The sequence below is a fragment of the Bacillus sp. NPDC077027 genome, assembly GCF_050269555.1.
GTDB lineage: Bacteria > Bacillota > Bacilli > Bacillales > Bacillaceae > Bacillus.
This window is the reverse complement of record NZ_JBNNIO010000010.1, coordinates 1-18,180: the sequence shown is the minus strand read 5'-3', so window position 1 is coordinate 18,180 and position 18,180 is coordinate 1. Positions and strand designations below refer to the sequence as shown.

Annotated in this window: 17 protein-coding genes, 1 tRNA gene, 1 other RNA gene, 1 pseudogene and 1 other annotated feature; of the genes and pseudogenes, 14 read left to right on the top strand and 6 right to left on the bottom strand. The window is 38.5% G+C overall.

The window, feature by feature from the left end; all coding sequences use genetic code 11:
* Positions 1-57: 57 nt before the first annotated feature.
* A complete protein-coding gene (locus ACQKEZ_RS19180; RefSeq protein ID WP_427303564.1) occupies positions 58-1,026 on the bottom strand; it encodes a YaaC family protein in 969 nt (322 codons plus the stop codon).
* A gap of 121 nt (positions 1,027-1,147) precedes the next feature.
* Between ACQKEZ_RS19180 and guaB the strand changes: the two genes are divergently transcribed.
* Positions 1,148-2,617, top strand: a complete 1,470-nt coding sequence (gene guaB, locus ACQKEZ_RS19175) for an IMP dehydrogenase (RefSeq protein WP_427303558.1) — start codon at positions 1,148-1,150, stop codon at positions 2,615-2,617.
* Between the two features lie 157 nt (positions 2,618-2,774).
* Entirely contained in the window at positions 2,775-4,100 is a 1,326-nt protein-coding gene (locus tag ACQKEZ_RS19170; protein ID WP_427303556.1) for a serine hydrolase, read from the top strand.
* Between the two features lie 45 nt (positions 4,101-4,145).
* Here ACQKEZ_RS19170 and ACQKEZ_RS19165 read toward each other — a convergent pair whose 3' ends face one another.
* A complete protein-coding gene (locus ACQKEZ_RS19165; RefSeq protein WP_427303554.1) occupies positions 4,146-5,630 on the bottom strand; it encodes a PLP-dependent aminotransferase family protein in 1,485 nt (494 codons plus the stop codon).
* A gap of 270 nt (positions 5,631-5,900) precedes the next feature.
* Here ACQKEZ_RS19165 and pdxS point away from each other — a divergent pair, with 270 nt between their 5' ends.
* The 5 genes and pseudogenes from pdxS to ACQKEZ_RS19140 all read left to right on the top strand — a co-directional run bounded on the left by pdxS (position 5,901) and on the right by ACQKEZ_RS19140 (position 10,131).
* On the top strand, positions 5,901-6,785 hold the full coding sequence (gene pdxS / locus ACQKEZ_RS19160) for a pyridoxal 5'-phosphate synthase lyase subunit PdxS (RefSeq protein ID WP_427303552.1): 885 nt from the start codon (positions 5,901-5,903) through the stop codon (positions 6,783-6,785).
* 18 nt (positions 6,786-6,803) lie between these two features.
* Positions 6,804-7,394 (top strand): pyridoxal 5'-phosphate synthase glutaminase subunit PdxT, encoded by a 591-nt coding sequence (gene pdxT, locus ACQKEZ_RS19155; RefSeq protein ID WP_427303550.1) that lies wholly within the window; start codon positions 6,804-6,806, stop codon positions 7,392-7,394.
* Between the two features lie 53 nt (positions 7,395-7,447).
* Positions 7,448-7,663, top strand: a binding site (T-box leader).
* A 49-nt stretch (positions 7,664-7,712) separates the two neighbouring features.
* Positions 7,713-8,987 carry a serine--tRNA ligase gene (gene serS, locus ACQKEZ_RS19150; RefSeq protein ID WP_427303548.1) on the top strand — a complete coding sequence of 425 codons (1,275 nt, stop codon included), beginning with the start codon at positions 7,713-7,715 and terminating at the stop codon, positions 8,985-8,987.
* A gap of 597 nt (positions 8,988-9,584) precedes the next feature.
* Positions 9,585-9,917, top strand: a pseudogene (locus ACQKEZ_RS19145) (methyl-accepting chemotaxis protein); the annotation flags it as partial.
* A gap of 121 nt (positions 9,918-10,038) precedes the next feature.
* Positions 10,039-10,131: transfer RNA gene (locus tag ACQKEZ_RS19140), tRNA-Ser, on the top strand.
* A gap of 96 nt (positions 10,132-10,227) precedes the next feature.
* Here the strand turns inward: ACQKEZ_RS19140 and ACQKEZ_RS19135 are convergent.
* The 4 genes from ACQKEZ_RS19135 to ACQKEZ_RS19120 all read right to left on the bottom strand — a co-directional run bounded on the left by ACQKEZ_RS19135 (position 10,228) and on the right by ACQKEZ_RS19120 (position 13,480).
* The gene (locus ACQKEZ_RS19135; protein ID WP_427303547.1) at positions 10,228-10,878 is read right to left on the bottom strand and encodes a deoxynucleoside kinase; all 651 of its coding nucleotides are present in this window, start codon (positions 10,876-10,878) and stop codon (positions 10,228-10,230) included.
* Positions 10,875-11,498 carry a deoxynucleoside kinase gene (locus tag ACQKEZ_RS19130; RefSeq protein WP_427303546.1) on the bottom strand — a complete coding sequence of 208 codons (624 nt, stop codon included), beginning with the start codon at positions 11,496-11,498 and terminating at the stop codon, positions 10,875-10,877. The genes ACQKEZ_RS19135 and ACQKEZ_RS19130 overlap by 4 nt, the downstream gene beginning before the upstream one ends.
* 80 nt (positions 11,499-11,578) lie before the next feature.
* Positions 11,579-12,895 carry a glycosyl hydrolase family 18 protein gene (locus ACQKEZ_RS19125; protein ID WP_427303562.1) on the bottom strand — a complete coding sequence of 439 codons (1,317 nt, stop codon included), beginning with the start codon at positions 12,893-12,895 and terminating at the stop codon, positions 11,579-11,581.
* 30 nt (positions 12,896-12,925) lie between these two features.
* A complete protein-coding gene (locus ACQKEZ_RS19120) occupies positions 12,926-13,480 on the bottom strand; it encodes an isochorismatase family cysteine hydrolase (RefSeq protein ID WP_427303544.1) in 555 nt (184 codons plus the stop codon).
* 79 nt (positions 13,481-13,559) lie between these two features.
* Between ACQKEZ_RS19120 and tadA the strand changes: the two genes are divergently transcribed.
* The 7 genes from tadA to ACQKEZ_RS19085 all read left to right on the top strand — a co-directional run bounded on the left by tadA (position 13,560) and on the right by ACQKEZ_RS19085 (position 17,946).
* Positions 13,560-14,036 (top strand): tRNA adenosine(34) deaminase TadA, encoded by a 477-nt coding sequence (tadA, locus tag ACQKEZ_RS19115; protein ID WP_427303543.1) that lies wholly within the window; start codon positions 13,560-13,562, stop codon positions 14,034-14,036.
* A gap of 76 nt (positions 14,037-14,112) precedes the next feature.
* Positions 14,113-14,377: signal recognition particle sRNA large type (gene ffs, locus ACQKEZ_RS19110), an RNA gene on the top strand.
* 329 nt (positions 14,378-14,706) lie between these two features.
* On the top strand, positions 14,707-16,410 hold the full coding sequence (dnaX, locus tag ACQKEZ_RS19105; RefSeq protein ID WP_427303541.1) for a DNA polymerase III subunit gamma/tau: 1,704 nt from the start codon (positions 14,707-14,709) through the stop codon (positions 16,408-16,410).
* 26 nt (positions 16,411-16,436) lie between these two features.
* The gene (locus ACQKEZ_RS19100; RefSeq protein ID WP_427303560.1) at positions 16,437-16,760 is read left to right on the top strand and encodes a YbaB/EbfC family nucleoid-associated protein; all 324 of its coding nucleotides are present in this window, start codon (positions 16,437-16,439) and stop codon (positions 16,758-16,760) included.
* Between the two features lie 15 nt (positions 16,761-16,775).
* Positions 16,776-17,372 carry a recombination protein RecR gene (gene recR, locus ACQKEZ_RS19095; RefSeq protein ID WP_113768807.1) on the top strand — a complete coding sequence of 199 codons (597 nt, stop codon included), beginning with the start codon at positions 16,776-16,778 and terminating at the stop codon, positions 17,370-17,372.
* Between the two features lie 18 nt (positions 17,373-17,390).
* Positions 17,391-17,615 (top strand): YaaL family protein, encoded by a 225-nt coding sequence (locus ACQKEZ_RS19090; protein WP_427303539.1) that lies wholly within the window; start codon positions 17,391-17,393, stop codon positions 17,613-17,615.
* A gap of 67 nt (positions 17,616-17,682) precedes the next feature.
* A complete protein-coding gene (locus ACQKEZ_RS19085; protein WP_427303537.1) occupies positions 17,683-17,946 on the top strand; it encodes a pro-sigmaK processing inhibitor BofA family protein in 264 nt (87 codons plus the stop codon).
* Positions 17,947-18,180: the final 234 nt, after the last annotated feature.

The following is an 18,180-nucleotide window of genomic DNA, read 5'->3' as shown; positions in this document are numbered from 1 at the left end:
CGATGGTAGTTGGGGGTCTCCCCCTGTGAGAGTAGGACGCCGCCATGCTTGTTTAGATCAGTTCCAGTCGGAACTGATCTTTTTTGTTTTTTCTTCTAAAAGTAGCATAATATACGTAGGAAACTTCATTTCAGCAATTTCCATATATCGTTCAATCATGACATAATCATCACTGATGTACTGAGACAATAGTTCATACCACCACTCCGTTTCATATCGGGCAATCATACTTAAGTTATAAGTTAATAAATAGTGGCTCACAATCTCAGGTAATGACAAAAATGAATCCCGTTTTGAAGGGATAAACCATTGATTGATTTCTAAGTCATAATGTATATGTGTCGCAAATGCAGGATTCTCCTCTTTAAAAGCATCGAAAATCAAAGTCTGGGGCTCTCTATTTTTTAGCTTCCAATTCGTGTGGAATTCGATATATTCAATAAAGCGGTCAGGTGACATGTTGTATAATAAAGGTACATGTTCATTAATGACAATTCCGTTTGCTTGTTTGATCTCTACCAAGGCAGTTGGCTGTTGTTGAAAACGAAGAATATGACCCATTTCAGGTATTTTAGAGAGCAGATTCATCATTGAAAACCGCTCATCCTCAAGACCTTTTAACTGAAATAAATGCTTAAGTACATGCATACAAAGACCGTTTCTTTGGATTTTCACTTCATCTTCACTAAAACGATAATGTTGCTTCTTTCTTTTTCTTGAAGTCACGCCATGAGCCAATACTGATGTCTGTGAAGGATATTCTGGATCCGCAGTGAGTAGACAAGCTTTTAGGAGCTGTGCCATTCCGTAAAACAGTAATATGGGCTTTAGCTCTAATGGTGCTTTCGCTGCTTGCAGATAGAAGGTATGTCCATGTTTAAGAAAGTAAATAAACCTTTCGCAGTTTTTAAATGATTGCTGATTTGGATTTTGAATGCCTCTTTTTTCGTATTGCTGATATAGAAACTTTTGGGAAGTTTCTAGCGAATAAAAGCGTTTTAAATCCTTCCATCCTGAACTTTTCATCATCATCCTCTACTCTCTTTATATTTTCTAAAAATTGCAACTGTTTCTCCGTTCCTTGACATGCTCTTTCCTACTTGATAATCTACATATAATATTTTGCCGAAAAGAGGGGGATTTACTAATGTGGGAAAGTAAATTTTCAAAAGAAGGTTTGACGTTTGACGATGTTTTGCTCGTACCAGCAAAGTCTGAGGTTCTTCCACGTGATGTCAATTTATCAGTGGAATTAACAAGTACATTAAAGCTAAATATCCCAATTATCAGTGCAGGAATGGACACTGTTACTGAGTCACAAATGGCGATTGCAATGGCTCGCCAAGGTGGTCTTGGTATCATTCACAAAAATATGTCGATTGAGCAACAGGCAGAACAAGTCGATAAAGTAAAACGTTCAGAACGTGGTGTTATTACGAATCCATTCTTCCTGACACCTGAACATCAAGTATTTGATGCGGAGCATTTAATGGGTAAATACCGTATCTCTGGTGTGCCGATTGTAGATAATGAAGAAGATCAAAAACTTGTCGGAATTATTACAAACCGTGACCTTCGTTTCATTTCTAATTACTCCATGAAAATTTGTGATGTGATGACAAAAGAAGAACTTGTGACTGCTCCTGTTGGAACGACACTCGAAGAAGCAGAAAAGATTTTGCAACAATACAAAATCGAAAAATTACCTCTTTTAGATGATGAAGGCAAACTTAAAGGTCTTATCACAATTAAAGACATTGAAAAAGTAATTGAATTCCCTAACTCCTCTAAAGATGCGCATGGTCGTTTAATTGTTGGTGCAGCAGTTGGTGTAACTGGTGATACAATAACTCGTGTGAAAAAACTTGTAGAAGCCAATGTTGACGTGATTGTTATTGATACAGCACATGGTCATTCTCAAGGCGTATTAAACACAGTGGCGAAAATTCGTGAAACTTACCCTACGCTTAATATCATTGCAGGAAATGTTGCAACTGCTGAAGCAACAAAAGCATTGATCGAAGCAGGTGCAGACATTGTAAAAGTCGGAATTGGACCAGGTTCTATCTGTACAACACGTGTTGTTGCAGGAGTAGGTGTTCCACAAATTACTGCCATTTATGATTGTGCCACGGAAGCAAGAAAGCATGGTAAATCTATTATTGCAGATGGTGGAATTAAATATTCAGGAGATATTGTAAAAGCTCTAGCATCAGGTGGACATGCAGTAATGCTAGGAAGTCTCCTTGCTGGTACATCAGAAAGCCCAGGAGATACTGAAATTTATCAAGGTAGACGCTTTAAAGTATACCGCGGTATGGGGTCCGTCGCTGCAATGGAAAAAGGAAGTAAAGATCGTTATTTCCAAGAAGATAATAAAAAATTCGTTCCAGAAGGTATTGAAGGACGTACACCATACAAAGGACCAGTGGTTGATACAGTGTATCAATTAGTTGGTGGCATTCGCTCCGGTATGGGCTATTGTGGAACAAAGGATCTACTCACCTTAAGAGAAGAAGCACAATTCATTAGAATGACTGGTGCAGGTCTTCGTGAGAGTCACCCACATGATGTGCAAATCACTAAAGAATCACCAAACTACACAATTTCTAGATAAATTGTGACAATCAAATTACATTTGACAGGGTCTATGACTCTGTCTATTTTTTTTCTCTTTAATGTGATAAAATTTATAATGTTGTGTTGGAATATACCCTTGTGGATTAAATATAAATGAAAAACGTCGAATTATGATGAATACGGAGGTATGACGATTGAACAGCAAGATATTGAAACAGCTTATGGTCTCTATTTTTGCACTGACATTGATCATCTCTGCTTTGGCCCCAATGTCTAAGGCTAAAGCGGCAGAAGACCCGTTTAATGTGAATGCGAAGGCCGCCATCCTTATCGAAGCTTCTACAGGAAAAATTCTTTACAGTAAGAACGAAGATCAAAGACTTCCAATCGCCAGTATGGCAAAGATGATGACAGAATACCTATTACTTGAAGCCATCGCAGAAGGAAAAGTCAAATGGGATCAAACGTATACACCAGATGACTACGTATATGAAATTTCTCAAGATCGTAGTCTGTCTAACGTACCCCTAAGAAGAGATGGTTCATATACTGTCAAAGAACTTTATCGAGCGACAGCTATCTATTCAGCAAATGCAGCAGCAATTGGACTTGCTGAAGTCATTGCAGGCTCAGAGTCAAAATTTGTTGAAAAAATGAACGCAAAAGCAAAAGAATTAGGCTTAACAAATTATAAGTTTGTGAATGCAACAGGTTTAGAAAACAAAGATTTACATGGCAAACAGCCAAAGGGTACAGGTCCTAATGAAGAAAGTGAAGTGTCCGCAAAGGATATGGCACTACTCGCTCAGCACCTCATTAAAGATTATCCTGAAATTCTTGAAACCTCGAGCATCGCGAAAACGAAGTTTAGAGAAGGTACAGATGATGAAATGGACATGCCAAACTGGAATTTTATGCTGAAAGGTCTTGTTGAGGAGTATGAAGGGGTAGATGGATTAAAGACAGGTTCTACAGATTCAGCTGGCTCAAGCTTTACTGGTACAGCAAAACGAGGTGACATGCGTGTCATTGCAGTCATTCTTAATGCAAAAGGAAAACTCCATACAGCTCGATTCGATGTAGCAAAACAACTCTTTGATTATGCTTTTAAAAACTTCACAATGAAGGAAATGTACAAAAAAGGGCAACAAATCAAAGGGCATGAAAATATCGAAGTCGACAAGGGGAAAGACAAAGAAATTGCGATTGTCACAAAAGACGTTTTCTCTGTCCCTGTAAAGAACGGTGACGAGAAAAGTTATAAAGCAAAAGTCAATTTAGACAAAAAGAACTTAGAGGCTCCTGTAAAAAAAGGAGCGAAAGTCGGAACATTAACCACTTCTTATCAAGGTGAAGAGAAGGATTATGGATACTTAAACAAAGATCAATCAGGTGTTGAGCTTGTAACAAAAACAAGCGATGAAAAAGCCAACTGGTTTGTGCTTGCAATGCGTGGTGTAGGCGGATTTTTCGCAGGTCTTTGGGGCGGTATTGTTGATACAGTAAAAGGTTGGTTCTAATAAAAAACTGCTCTCGTTGGATGAACGAGAGCAGTTTTTTTATATTTAGAAATGTAATGGAGACTGTTTATTATTTTGAGGCAATGATAGCTCGTTTTTAAAAATGTTACAAAGCTTTTGAACGCCCTCTTTCAGTGCTTTTTCATTCACATAAGAAAAGCTTAATCTAATATAGTTCTGTTCTGGCTCACCTGGATAGCATACAGACCCGGGAAGGAACGTGATTTGCTGTTTGCGCGCTTCTAGCAGTAATACGCGTGTATCAAGCCGAGCAGGGAAATTCAGCCACAAATTCAGCCCGCCTTGAGGTAGTTGCCAAGTTACCTCTGTAGGTGCGTGTTTTGTGAGAACATCAATCATTAAGTCACGTCTTACCTTTAAAGCAGTTCTCAGCTTTTTCGTATGATCAATCATTTTCTTGGAGGTCAGAAACGGCAGAATGGCTTTTTGTGTGAGTAATGGGCTTCCTAGATCATTGTTTGCCTTTGCTGCTAAAAGTCGATTGAATATCGAACCAGATGTGGTGACAATTCCTATTCTACAACCAGGTGCCAAGGTTTTACTTAAACCCCTTAAGTAAATGACATGCCCATCATGATCAAGGCTTTTAATAGGCGCAGGGGGTTTCTTATCGAAATAGAGTTCTCGATATGGATCATCTTCAACGATGATACAATCAATGCTTTGGGCCAATAAGAGTAGTTGTTTTCGGCGTTTCATTGTCATGCTTGCGCCTGTTGGGCTATGGAACGTTGGAATGGTGTATATCAATTTTGGTTTATATTTATCACAGATACTTTGAAGCTGTTTGATATTCATTCCTTCATGATCAACAGGAACCGTGATAATTCTTGCACCTCTACCCATGAATACATCAATAGCCCCTGGATAAGTAGGAGCCTCCATGACAACGACATCCCCTGGTCCGACAAAGGTTCTGGCGATAAGGTCAAGTCCCTGCTGAGACCCACTCGTCACCAGTATATTTTCAGGTGTAGAAGGAACCTCAAGTTTTTCTAAAAAATCACTAATGACCCTTCGGAGCTGGAGATCACCTTGTATTTCTCCATATTGTGACATGATTTGCGGATTTTGCGAGAGCACCTGCTGCATTTCTTTTTCTAAATAACGATTAGGTAAAAGACCTGGATCTATCATAGAAGAGGAAAGATTAATCGCCTCTTCTACATAGTGATATTGGGCAAATTGCGATCTTGGTAAATAATCTGGAATAGAGAGCTGCCAATCGAAAGAAGGGGTGGAAAATTCGGCCGTATCATCTTGGCGCTCGTATATCTCAGCAACAAACGTTCCTTTTCCTTGAACAGCCGTCAGGTATTCATCATCTTTTAGCTTTGTATATGCCTTTGCAACAGTCACTAGACTAACGTCTAACTGTTTTGCTAAATTACGCACAGTTGGCAGTCTATCTCCTCTTTGAAGCAATCCTGATTGGATATGATCGATGATCGAATAATAGATTTGATTTGAGAGAGAATTATCTGAATGACGATGAATATCAATATGCATGAACAGCCCTCCTTGAAGTATATATTGTTATACCTTTAAGTTAATTGTTATACATGTATTATAACATTTTAATGAAGTTTTTTATCAATAGCCTAGAAATATATCTTTATATGTTTTCTGAAAATCAGTGTTACAGTGGATTTATCTTATGTTTTGTGTTTTTTGAATTAATTCAAATTGTTATACTCTTCCCTTTATTGTTATATGAAATACCTTGTATGATAGAGATGTTGAATCAATTACTTAATATGTTAATGGGAGGAAACGATAGTGAGCAATAAGGGAACTGAACGAGTTAAACGTGGAATGGCAGAAATGCAAAAGGGTGGCGTCATCATGGATGTCGTCAATGCAGAACAAGCTAAAATTGCAGAAGAAGCAGGAGCAGTAGCTGTTATGGCATTAGAGCGTGTACCAGCTGATATTCGTGCCGCAGGCGGTGTTGCACGTATGGCTGATCCAAGAATCGTAGAAGAGGTCAAAAATGCAGTGACCATTCCGGTTATGGCCAAAGCACGTATCGGCCATATCGTAGAGGCTCGTGTTCTTGAAGCACTTGGGGTTGATTACATTGACGAAAGTGAAGTGCTTACGCCCGCAGATGAGGAATTCCATTTAAATAAAAATGAATATACTGTACCTTTTGTTTGTGGTTGTCGCGATTTAGGTGAAGCGACAAGACGTATTGCTGAAGGGGCATCGATGCTTCGCACAAAAGGTGAGCCAGGAACAGGGAACATCGTTGAAGCTGTACGACATATGAGAAAGGTAAATGCTCAGATTCGTAAAGTTGCTTCGATGAGTGAAGATGAGTTAATGACAGAAGCGAAAAATTTGGGCGCACCGTATGAATTATTGCTTCAAATTAAAAAAGCTGGCAAATTGCCAGTCGTCAACTTTGCAGCAGGCGGTGTAGCTACACCGGCGGATGCGGCATTAATGATGCAACTTGGCGCGGATGGTGTATTTGTTGGCTCAGGAATTTTCAAATCAGACAATCCAGCGAAATTTGCAAAAGCTATTGTTGAAGCAACAACACACTATACAGATTATCGTTTGATTGCTGATTTATCGAAAGAGCTAGGAACAGCGATGAAAGGGATCGAGATTTCAAATTTACTGCCAGAACAGCGTATGCAAGAACGCGGCTGGTAAGTAAGGAGAGCAAAGAACATGTTAACAATAGGTGTACTTGGGCTTCAAGGAGCAGTAAGAGAACATATCCAATCCATTAAAGCTTGCGGGGCCGAAGGTAAGGTCATTAAACGAGCGGACGAATTAGAACGTATAGATGGCCTCATTTTGCCAGGAGGAGAAAGCACAACCATGAGAAGGCTAATGGATACGTACCAATTGATTGGCCCGCTCAAAGAGTTTGCTGCCCAAGGTAAGCCCCTTTTTGGAACATGTGCAGGTTTAATCATACTTGCAAAACACATTGAAGGCAGAGCTGATGCACACCTTGGACTATTGAGTGTATCCGTCGCACGTAATTCATTTGGTAGACAAGTGGATAGCTTCGAGGCAGAATTAAATATCAAAGGATTGGACTCAGCATTCACAGGTATTTTCATTCGCGCGCCTCATATCATCAGTGCTGAACCAAGCGTTGAAATTATGGCAGAGTATGAGGGCAGAATTGTTGCAGCGAGGGAAGGAAACATGTTGGGATGCTCTTTCCATCCTGAACTAACCGATGATCATCGGCTCACTGAGTTATTTGTGAACATGGTGAAAGAATATAAGCAGAAACAAGCTGTATAAAACGGTTGAAAAGAGACAAAACTTATAGTACATTATAGTCACAATAAAAGATCGAAAAAGCGTTGACAGGAAACAGTAAGAAGCCCCTCTTTCTCAGAGAGCCGATGGTTGGTGAGAATCGGCGAAAGATGCTATCTGAATCCATCCTTGAGCGAAATGCTGAAACAAAAGGAGTAGGCGTTTACGGCTGTGCCGTTATGGATGAAAGAGGAAGGCATTTTTATAATGTTTTCAATCAGGGTGGCAACGCGAGAGCTCTCGTCCCTTTCATGGGGATGAGGGCTCTTTTTTTTTCGACAAAAAAGGAGAGTTGATCATATGTTAGACATTAAGCAATTACGCATTGATTTTGATCAAGTCAAGGAAAAATTAGCGCATAGAGGCGAAGATTTAACCGATTTCGACAAATTTGGAGAACTAGACCAGAAAAGAAGAGAACTTATTGGGAAAACGGAAGAATTAAAGAGCCGAAGAAATGAAGTGTCACAACAAATTGCTGTTTTAAAACGAGAAAAGAAAAACGCAGATGCTATCATTAAAGAAATGCGTGATGTTGGTGATGACATCAAAAAATTAGATGATGAGCTGAGAACTGTGGAAGAAAGCCTTCAAACCATTCTGTACTCAATTCCAAACATACCTCATGACTCTGTACCCGTGGGTGAGACAGAGGACGATAATGTTGAAGTACGCAAATGGGGAGAACAGCCAGCTTTCTCATTTGAACCTAAACCACATTGGGATGTGGCAGACGAATTAAATATGCTAGATTTTGAACGTGCGGGCAAGGTAACAGGGAGCCGTTTTGTATTTTATAAAGGCCTAGGAGCACGTTTAGAGAGAGCGCTTTACAACTTTATGTTAGACCTGCATGTAGATGAGTATGGATTTACCGAAGTGATACCGCCTTATATGGTAAATAGAGCAAGTATGACAGGCACAGGTCAACTTCCGAAGTTTGAAGAAGACGCATTTAAAATTAGGGAGGAAGATTATTTCTTAATCCCAACAGCAGAAGTTCCAATTACGAATATGCACCGAGATGAGATTTTAGATGGAGATCAGCTACCAATTAATTACGCTGCTTTCAGTGCTTGTTTTAGATCAGAGGCTGGTTCTGCAGGAAGAGATACGCGTGGGTTGATTCGTCAGCACCAATTTAACAAAGTTGAACTGGTGAAATTCGTGAAACCAGAGGATTCTTATGAAGAACTCGAAAAACTAACCAATCAAGCAGAGAAGGTTTTGCAATTGTTAAAACTTCCATATCGCGTGATGAGCATGTGTACTGGAGATTTGGGCTTTACAGCTGCAAAGAAATACGATATCGAAGTATGGATTCCTAGCCAAAATACGTATCGTGAAATTTCTTCTTGCAGTAACTTTGAAGCATTTCAAGCAAGACGTGCAAACATTCGCTTCCGCCCAGAGCAAAAGGCAAAACCTGAACATGTACACACGTTAAATGGGTCTGGACTTGCAGTGGGAAGAACAGTTGCTGCCATTTTAGAAAACTATCAACAAGAAGATGGTACGGTAATCATTCCAGAAGTACTACGCCCTTATATGGGTAATAAAGATGTGATGAAGTAAGATGCCGATGAGGCATCTTATTCTTTTTTCCTAAATTCTCTACAGTTTTCTCCTAAATAGCCGATAAAAAGACTAAATTCTTCTAGGAAAGAAGGAATAACTTTGAATAGACTTGACTATTACATAGAAATGGCACCCTTAATTAGAAAAGTACTAGATGACAGTATCCTATTTGGCATAACAGACACAGAGAAGATACTTTGCTACTATCCAGCAGAAACGATTGATTTTGGATTGAAAGCAGGAGATCCTCTTAATCCAGATGATCAAAATGCTGCGACAACATTAAAAGGATTGGAATATGTAGGTCGTTTACCCGAGTCTGTATATGGTCATGAAGTTGCTGTAAAAGGTTTTCCGATTTTTGATGAAGACAGAAACGTGATTGGCGCATTTTTAGTCGCGTACTCACTACATCGTGAGAAGAGACTAGGTGGCTATATGGAACATATCAATAAAGTGACTAAGGAACTGCAAGGCGGAATTGAACAAATTGCAGCCCATTCACAGCAACTTGCAGCGACAAGTTTAGAAATTAGTGAACAAGCTGGTAGAGCTGAAGAAAAATCCTCCAATATTGAAGAAGTAGTGAAAACCATTGGTGGTATCGCTAGACAAACGAATCTCTTAGGTCTAAACGCAGCCATTGAAGCTGCAAGAGCAGGTGAAAACGGAAAAGGCTTTGCAGTTGTAGCTGATGAAGTTCGAAAATTATCAGATGGTTCTAAGGAAGCGGCAGAAACAATCAATATATTTTTGAAAGAGATACAAGATAGTATTGGGACACTTTCTGAAAATATATCACAAGTTAGTAGTTCAACGAATGAGCAAGCAAAACAAGTAACGGACTTCACTAAAATTATCGAATCATTAAACGACTTTAAAGAAGATATGAATAAATTCATAAAAGAACTAGAAACACAATCATAAAAAAGAAGGACGGCTTGGGCTGTCTTTTTTGTTTAAGAAGATTTTTTCACCTATAAAATATTTTTACGGAAAGATGTTGACTTGTGGTTGAATGGTATGATATATTAATTCTTGTCGATACGGAGGAATACCCAAGTCCGGCTGAAGGGATCGGTCTTGAAAACCGACAGGGGTGTCAAAGCCCGCGGGGGTTCGAATCCCTCTTCCTCCGCCATATTGATATTTACCTTAGTCGAATTAAAACGCTAGCATAAAAAATTGGAAATTGTCAAACCGCTACATTCTTTAATGTAGCGGTTTTTTTATTGTCTTAAGAACGATTTTTTTGAATGATACAAGCAATTTCATCAAGAATTGGCTCAAGTGAACGTTCATCGCGCAGTATATCATAATCCTCAATATTAATTTTAATCACAGGGCATAAATCGAATTTTTCAATCCATTCGCTATATCGGTTGTACATCTCTTCCCAGTATGAACGATCAGTTTGTGTTTCCATTTCTCTTCCTCGTTCTTCAATTCTGTTTAAGATATTGTCTAAATCTCCATGCAAGTAAATTAAAACATCTGGATGAGGGAAGAAAGGTGTCATCACCATTGCTTCAAAAAGACTCGTATAGGTTTCATAATCTATTTCAGACATGGTTCCTTTATCAGCATGCATTTTAGCAAATATTCCTGTATCTTCATAAATAGAACGATCTTGTATATAGCCGCCACCTGATTCAAAAATACGTTTTTGTTCTTTAAAGCGCTCCGCAAGAAAATAAACCTGCAGATGAAAACTCCAACGCTGAAAATCTGAATAGAAGGGTTCTAAGTATGGATTGTCATCTACTTTTTCCAGAGAAGTTTGGAATCCTAGCTTGTCCGCAAGCGCTTTTGTCATCGTAGACTTTCCAACCCCGACAGTCCCAGCGATTGTAATAACTGCATTCTTTGGTATCTGTAAATTTGTCATAGTGTTTGCTCCTTTATCTTCTGTACAATTTGCTGGTAATCTTGTTGTGAAGAAACGAAATCAGTATCATCACCTTCGATTGTAATAATAGGAAGCCCTGGTTGAGTGCGTTTTAGATGCTCAATCGCCGTGTCATAATCTTCAATTAAGTTTTCTAAATAAGATGACTCAATCTCTTCTTCAAATGAGCGACCACGCATTTGAATTCTTTTTATGAGAGTAGGAAGGCTTGCTTTTATATAAATCAATAAATTTGGTTTAGGCAGATCGTCTGTCAACAATGTATAGATCTTTCTATATTTCTCCATGTGGTCTTTTGATAATGTTCTCTCTGCAAAAATTATATTTTTATAGACATGATAATCCGTTACAACTGGTCGATGTTGTCTCATATATTCTTGTTGAATCGTTTCTAGTTGTTTAAAACGATTGCATAAAAAGAACATCTCAAGCTGAAAGCTCCATTGATCCATATCTTCATAAAATTTATCAAGGAATGGGTTTTCTTCTACAATTTCTTTCATTAACGTATATTGAAATTCGTTTGAAAGCATCGTAGCCAAAGTTGTTTTTCCAGCTCCGATTGGGCCTTCAACTGCTATAAAAGGGGCAGTATACATAGGTGATCTCCTCTATCTGTAATGTTGTCAAACCAATGTATATTGTATCATACCCCTTTTGTTGAAGTGGATGGTATGACTTATGATGTCGTTGTTTTTTCAATATTAAATTGATCAGATAATAACAGCCAATTTTGTGGGAAGGACAGACCGAGTTTCCAATAAGCTATACCATTTAATTTTAATTCTTTGATTAAGTTGAACTTTGCTTGAATAGAGCGAGCATCCTCAAACCAAACCTCATGTTGTTTGTTAGCTAAATCTGTATAACGAAAATAAGGTGCCTCTGCTGTTTCATCATAAAGAATAGTTGCGTTATGATCTCCAGCAAGTACAATCGCTTGTTGGGGGCTAATTGCTTTTGCGAAAGGTCCGCCTGGAACATAAGGAAGCGTCCAATCGTAGCCGTATAAATTTTGTCCCATCACAATTTTATTGGCTGGTATTACGGTCAAAGCATATTCAAGTACTTGTCGAACAGGACCAATTGGTGAAACTGCTTGTGGGGGCCCACCGCTATATCCCCATTCGTAGGTCATTAACACAACATGATTAACTATTTTTCCAATGGCTTCATAATCATGAGCCTCATACCACTTCCCTTTTTGTTCACTACTTGTTTTAGGAGCGAGAGCTGTGGATATTGTCCACCCCTCTTGCTTAAATCGAGCAGCAGCGTCTCTTAAAAATTGAATATAAGCATTTCTGTCAGCGGGGCGTAAATATTCAAAATCAAAGTGGATATCTTTAAAATTGTACTTTTTTGCTACTTTCACAATTTCATTGATGAACGTTGTTTTGACACTCTGATTTGTTAGGAGAATTCGACCAAGCTCATCACTAAATTTGTCGTCTTCTAAGTTAGTGATTACCATAGTTAAAACAGTTCTGTTTTGTGTCGCGATTTGTGGGAGGCTATCTAAAGGTGGCTCTTGCAGTGTGCCATCTCTTTTTGCTTGAAAACTAAAAGCGCCTAAATGGGTTAAGTAAGGAGAAGCTTCTCTTGCGGCTTGCTTTAAATTTTCGCTCACTTGATTTCCTCGAGGCTCAATGTATGCATTTGCATTTATGTTTCTTTTCGGACGTTCTGGAATATACAGCATGAATCGCACTGGTAGGCTTGCTTCTGGTTGAATTCTGTTAATGCGTGCCAATTCTTGAACTGGAATATTAAATCGTCTTCCTATTAAATAGAGCGTATCGTTCTGTTTCACTTCATAAAACTGTCCTCTTATCGGAATGACAATTGTCTGTCCGACGACAAGTCGATCTGGTCTCTGGATTTCGTTTGTTTTGACAATTTCATTCACAGTTGTTTTAAAGCGCAACGCAATTTCACTTAAGGTGTCTCCTCTTTTGACAACGTAAATTTGTATGATAAACGCCCCCTTTGTTATTGCTAACAATTTATGAGGACTAGATGAAAATCATGTTTTATTTTCACTGGTTAACGCATTGACTGTTGTTATTTTCGCAAGGAGAACATTCTCCATCATAGTGAGTGCATATTCGTTATCTCTATCGTCATTTGATGCAATGCAATCCTTAGGAACAATCAGTTCAAACTCTCGCATGTAGGCATCGTTTGCTGTAAAGAGAACGCATATGTTTCCTGCAATTCCAGTTAAAATAATTTGATGAACATCTAGTTCATGTAAAAGTGTCTCAAGCGCTGTTCCATAAAAGGCAGAGTGTTTTGGTTTAATTAAGAAGTAATCTTCTCCTGAAGGAGCTATTTTTTTTAAAATTGAACGACTTCTGTTGTTGGAGCATTTATCCATCACTGCTTTGATGTCTGCTTTCCAAATATCATAATGATCGTTGATATAAATAACAGGCCAGCCCATCTTGCAAGCATGGTGTTTTAAGGCTAAAATTTTATTGGTCATTGGTTTTGTTTTATCAGCCAGGACGTGACCCATTTTGAAATCAAAGTTGTTAATCATGTCTATAATGAGAAGAGCAGTTTTATGTATAGGCAAAACGCCACCTCTTTCAAATGATTGTGATTATATGTTAACCCCAATGCCATTCTAAAAAACATGAAAAGAGAGCAGATAGATGAATAATGACGAAATGTTTATGCAGGAAGCTATTTCAGAAGCAATAAAGGCAAGGAGTAAAGGTGAGGTTCCGATTGGTGCTGTTTTAGTGCTGGATGATCAAATCATCAGTCGGGCACATAATTTAAGGGAAACAGAGCAACGTTCTATTGCGCATGCAGAAATGCTTGTGATTGATGAGGCTTGCAAAAGTATTGGGAGCTGGCGGTTAGAAGAAGCCGTTTTATATGTCACGCTTGAACCATGCCCAATGTGTGCAGGTGCTATTGTTCTGTCTAGAGTGGAAAAAGTGGTGTTCGGTGCATATGATCCTAAAGGAGGTTGTGCAGGTACATTAATGAACATATTAACAGATGATCGGTTGAATCATCAGGCTGAAGTGGTTGGTGGTGTATTAGAACAAGAGTGTAGCGATTTATTAAGTCATTTCTTTAGAGAGCTTCGTGAGAAAAAGAAACAGGCGAAAGGTAAATGAATGGGTGTTGTTTGCAATTTTTGTGACAAGAAGGTATACTTATGTGTGCGTCACTAACAATTTGATATTCAATTTGCCGTGCTAAGCGGGGAGGTAGCGGTGCCCTGTACTCGCAATCCGCTCTAGCGAGGCCGAATCCCTTCTCGAGGTTCGTTTACTTCAAGGTCTGCCTTAAATAAGTGGTGTTGACGTTTGGGTCCTGCGCAATGGGAATTCATGAACCATGTCAGGTCCGGAAGGAAGCAGCATTAAGTGAAATCTCTCATGTGCCGCAGGGTTGCCTGAGCCGAGCTAACTGTTTAAGTAACGCTTGGGGTAGCGCATCGACAGAAGGTGCACGGTAAATAAATATTAAATGTAACTCATCTAGCTAGCTAGGTGAGTTTTTTGTTGGTGTTGTGGAAATCATAGCCTGATGTCATTTCTTTGGCAAATGAATAAAAAAGGTTTTTGTGATTGGAAACAGATAAAGAACATTCAGAAGGAACACTCGTTCTTATTTGGTTGTAAATAAATATTAACAAATAACAATCTAATTTTATAATGGGAAAATCGAGAAATCACACTATAAATCACAAAATTGGACTTTTTGAAAAATAAAGGTGTGCTTTTGAATTGATACTCCCTTCATGTATAATGAAAATGATGATAAATGGAGGAGGGCGTATTTGTGAGTTATCAAGCTTTATATCGAGTGTTCAGGCCTCAAGTTTTTGAGGATGTTGTTGGACAAGAACACATCACAAAAACATTGCAAAATGCCCTTTTGCAGAAAAAGTTTTCTCATGCCTACTTGTTTTCAGGCCCGAGGGGAACAGGTAAAACAAGTGCTGCTAAAATATTTGCTAAGGCGGTCAACTGTGAAAAAGCACCTGACAGTGAACCTTGTAACGAGTGTGATGCTTGTAAAGGGATTACATCAGGCTCAATATCAGATGTAATTGAAATAGATGCGGCTTCTAATAACGGTGTAGATGAAATCCGTGATATCCGAGATAAAGTGAAATTTGCTCCCTCTTCTGTAACGTATAAAGTATACATTATTGATGAGGTACATATGCTCTCCATCGGGGCGTTTAATGCACTCCTGAAGACATTAGAAGAACCGCCTGCTCACTGTATATTTATTTTAGCAACAACAGAGCCTCATAAAATTCCTCTTACGATTATATCCCGCTGTCAGCGATTTGATTTTAAACGTATTACTTCTAAAGATATTGTTGGCCGAATGGAGAAGATAGTAGATGCTGAGAATTTAAATGTTCAAAGCGGTTCACTTGAAATTATCGCTAGTGCGGCTGATGGTGGTATGAGGGATGCACTAAGTTTATTAGACCAGGCAGTCTCATTTAGCGGTGAACAACTGACAGTTGATGATGCGCTCCTAATTACAGGTGCAGTTTCACAATTTTTTATTAGTCAGCTTGCCGAGTCTATCTTTGATAAAAACATTTCCGTTGCTTTGGAAACACTAAATGAATTACTACAGCAAGGAAAAGATGCAGCTAAGCTGATTGAAGATATGATTTTTTACTTTAGAGATATGCTTCTTTATAAAACGGCACCTGATCTTGAAGGAGTTTTGGAAAAGGTAAAAGTGGATGACAAGTTTATAGAGCTTGCCGAACGTGTCGATCCTCAGTTCTTGTATGAGACAGTTGAAATTCTCAATAAAAGTCATCAAGAAATGAAATGGACGAATCATCCTAGAGTTTTCTTTGAGGTAGCTGTTGTTAAGCTTTGTCAGTCTAAAGCTGGAGGGCAGTCCGCTGATAGTCCAGATATAAAAGAATTGATGGATAAAATTGATAGGTTGGAACAAGAGCTATTGAGATTGAGAACATCCGGTGTTCCTGTGTCACAGCCTCAAAATGAACAAAAGGAAGCCCCAAGAGCTCAAATGAGTAGCAAAAATGGTTACCGAGCACCTGTAGGTAGGATTCATGAAATTTTAAAAGAGGCAAAAAGACCAGAACTAGAGAAAATAAAAGGGCATTGGGGAGAATTACTAGCCCTATTAAAGCAACAAAATAAAGTATCCCATGCAGCTCTATTAAATGATAGTGAGCCAGTTGCATCTTCTTCTCAAGCTTTTGTTTTGAAATTTAAGTTTGAAATTCATTGTAAAATGGTTGCAGAGGATAAAAGCGGTGTACGAACAAACCTTGAGCATACACTAGAATCTATGCTTGGGAAGCGAGTGGAATTAGTTGGCGTTCCTGAGTCCCAATGGGGTAAAATAAGAGAAGAATTTTTAAAAGATCATCAGTCTGATGAAAATGCTGATGGTGGCGAGTCTTCTGATGGAGAAGATCCTCTCATTGCGGAAGCTAAAAAACTAGTAGGATCAGATTTAATTGAGATTAAAGACTAATAAAACGAAAGAGAGTGATGTTAAATATGCGCGGTGGAATGGGAAATATGCAAAAAATGATGAAACAAATGCAGAAAATGCAAAAGGATATGGCGAAAGCTCAAGAGGAGCTTTCTGAAAAAGTAATAGAGGGTACAGCAGGTGGCGGTATGGTCTCTGTCAAAGTGAATGGACAAAAAGAAGTGGTTGATGTGGTCATTAATGAAGAAGTTGTAGACCCAGAAGATATTGATATGCTTCAAGACTTGGTTCTTGCAGCTACAAATGATGCTTTGAAAAAAATCGATGAACTAACAAATGAAACGATGGGTAAATTTACTAAAGGAATGAACATGCCAGGTTTATTCTAGGGGGAATAACTGAAGATGCAATATCCTGAACCAATATCAAAGCTGATTGATAGCTTTATGAAATTGCCAGGAATCGGACCGAAAACTGCGGTTCGTCTGGCTTTTTTTGTTCTTAGCATGCAGGAAGATGTCGTATTAGATTTTGCAAAGGCGCTAGTGAATGCAAAACGTAATTTAACGTATTGCTCTGTGTGTGGACATATCACAGATCAGGATCCCTGCTATATTTGTGAGGACACAAGACGTGATCAGTCGGTTATTTGTGTAGTACAAGATCCTAAAGATGTTATTGCAATGGAGAAAATGAAAGAATATAACGGTTTATATCATGTACTTCATGGTGCTATTTCACCCATGGATGGGATTGGTCCTGAAGATATCAAAATCCCAGATTTATTAAAGCGTCTACAAGATGACCAAGTAACCGAAGTGATTCTTGCTACGAACCCTAATATTGAAGGAGAGGCTACTGCGATGTATATTTCCAGATTGCTAAAGCCGTCGGGAATTAAGTTGTCACGAATAGCACACGGTCTTCCAGTTGGAGGAGACTTGGAGTATGCGGATGAAGTAACACTTTCAAAAGCAATAGAAGGAAGACGCGAGATGTAGGAAGGAGAAGTACGGCACATGGGTTTTCTTCGAAGAAAATCAATTCGAAAAGAATTTGATGAAAAATTAATTCAACAGCTTTTTAGACAAAAGGAAGAGTGGAGCAGACAAAAAAAGCTTGTCGCCAATAGCTTTGAGCCTTCACCAGATATTCTATTCGAATTAAAAATTTCTCAAGCTAAGTACTTCTTCTATCTAAGGGAAGCTAAAAAGAGGAACTTACGCTTAAATAAGTGGAAGTAGCAGGTCTATTTTCCATAGTCCTCTCATATGCTTGTACTATTCATATGAAAGAGGAGATGAGAGGATTATGGAACCTGTTGTCGTCATCGGGTCAATCTTGCTTGCGGTTTTACTTTTATTTATGTCAGGTGTTCATGCTAAACCATTCAAGTGGTTAGGTGTTATTGGGGTCAAGTTTGTAGCAGGTGCGCTTTTTTTATTTTGTTTAAATTTATTTGGTGAAAGCCTCGATATTCATGTTTCAATAAATCCTGTGACAAGCGGAATTAGCGGTTTGCTTGGGATTCCAGGTGTAGCCGCACTAGTAGTGATTGAAAAATTTATTATTTAGATAAAATATATATTGACTTATCCTATTTAAGGTGGTAAATTAATATACGTCGCTAATGACGAAGAAACAAAAAACATAATCTAAAAAAGTTGTTGACTTGAATAACTTTAATATGATAAGATGTTCTAGTCGCTTCTGAAGTGGCAAACAAGTTCTTTGAAAACTAAACAAGACAAAACGTACCTGTTAATTCGAGTTTTAATAAAAAAATCCTATGATTCGCATCATAGGTAG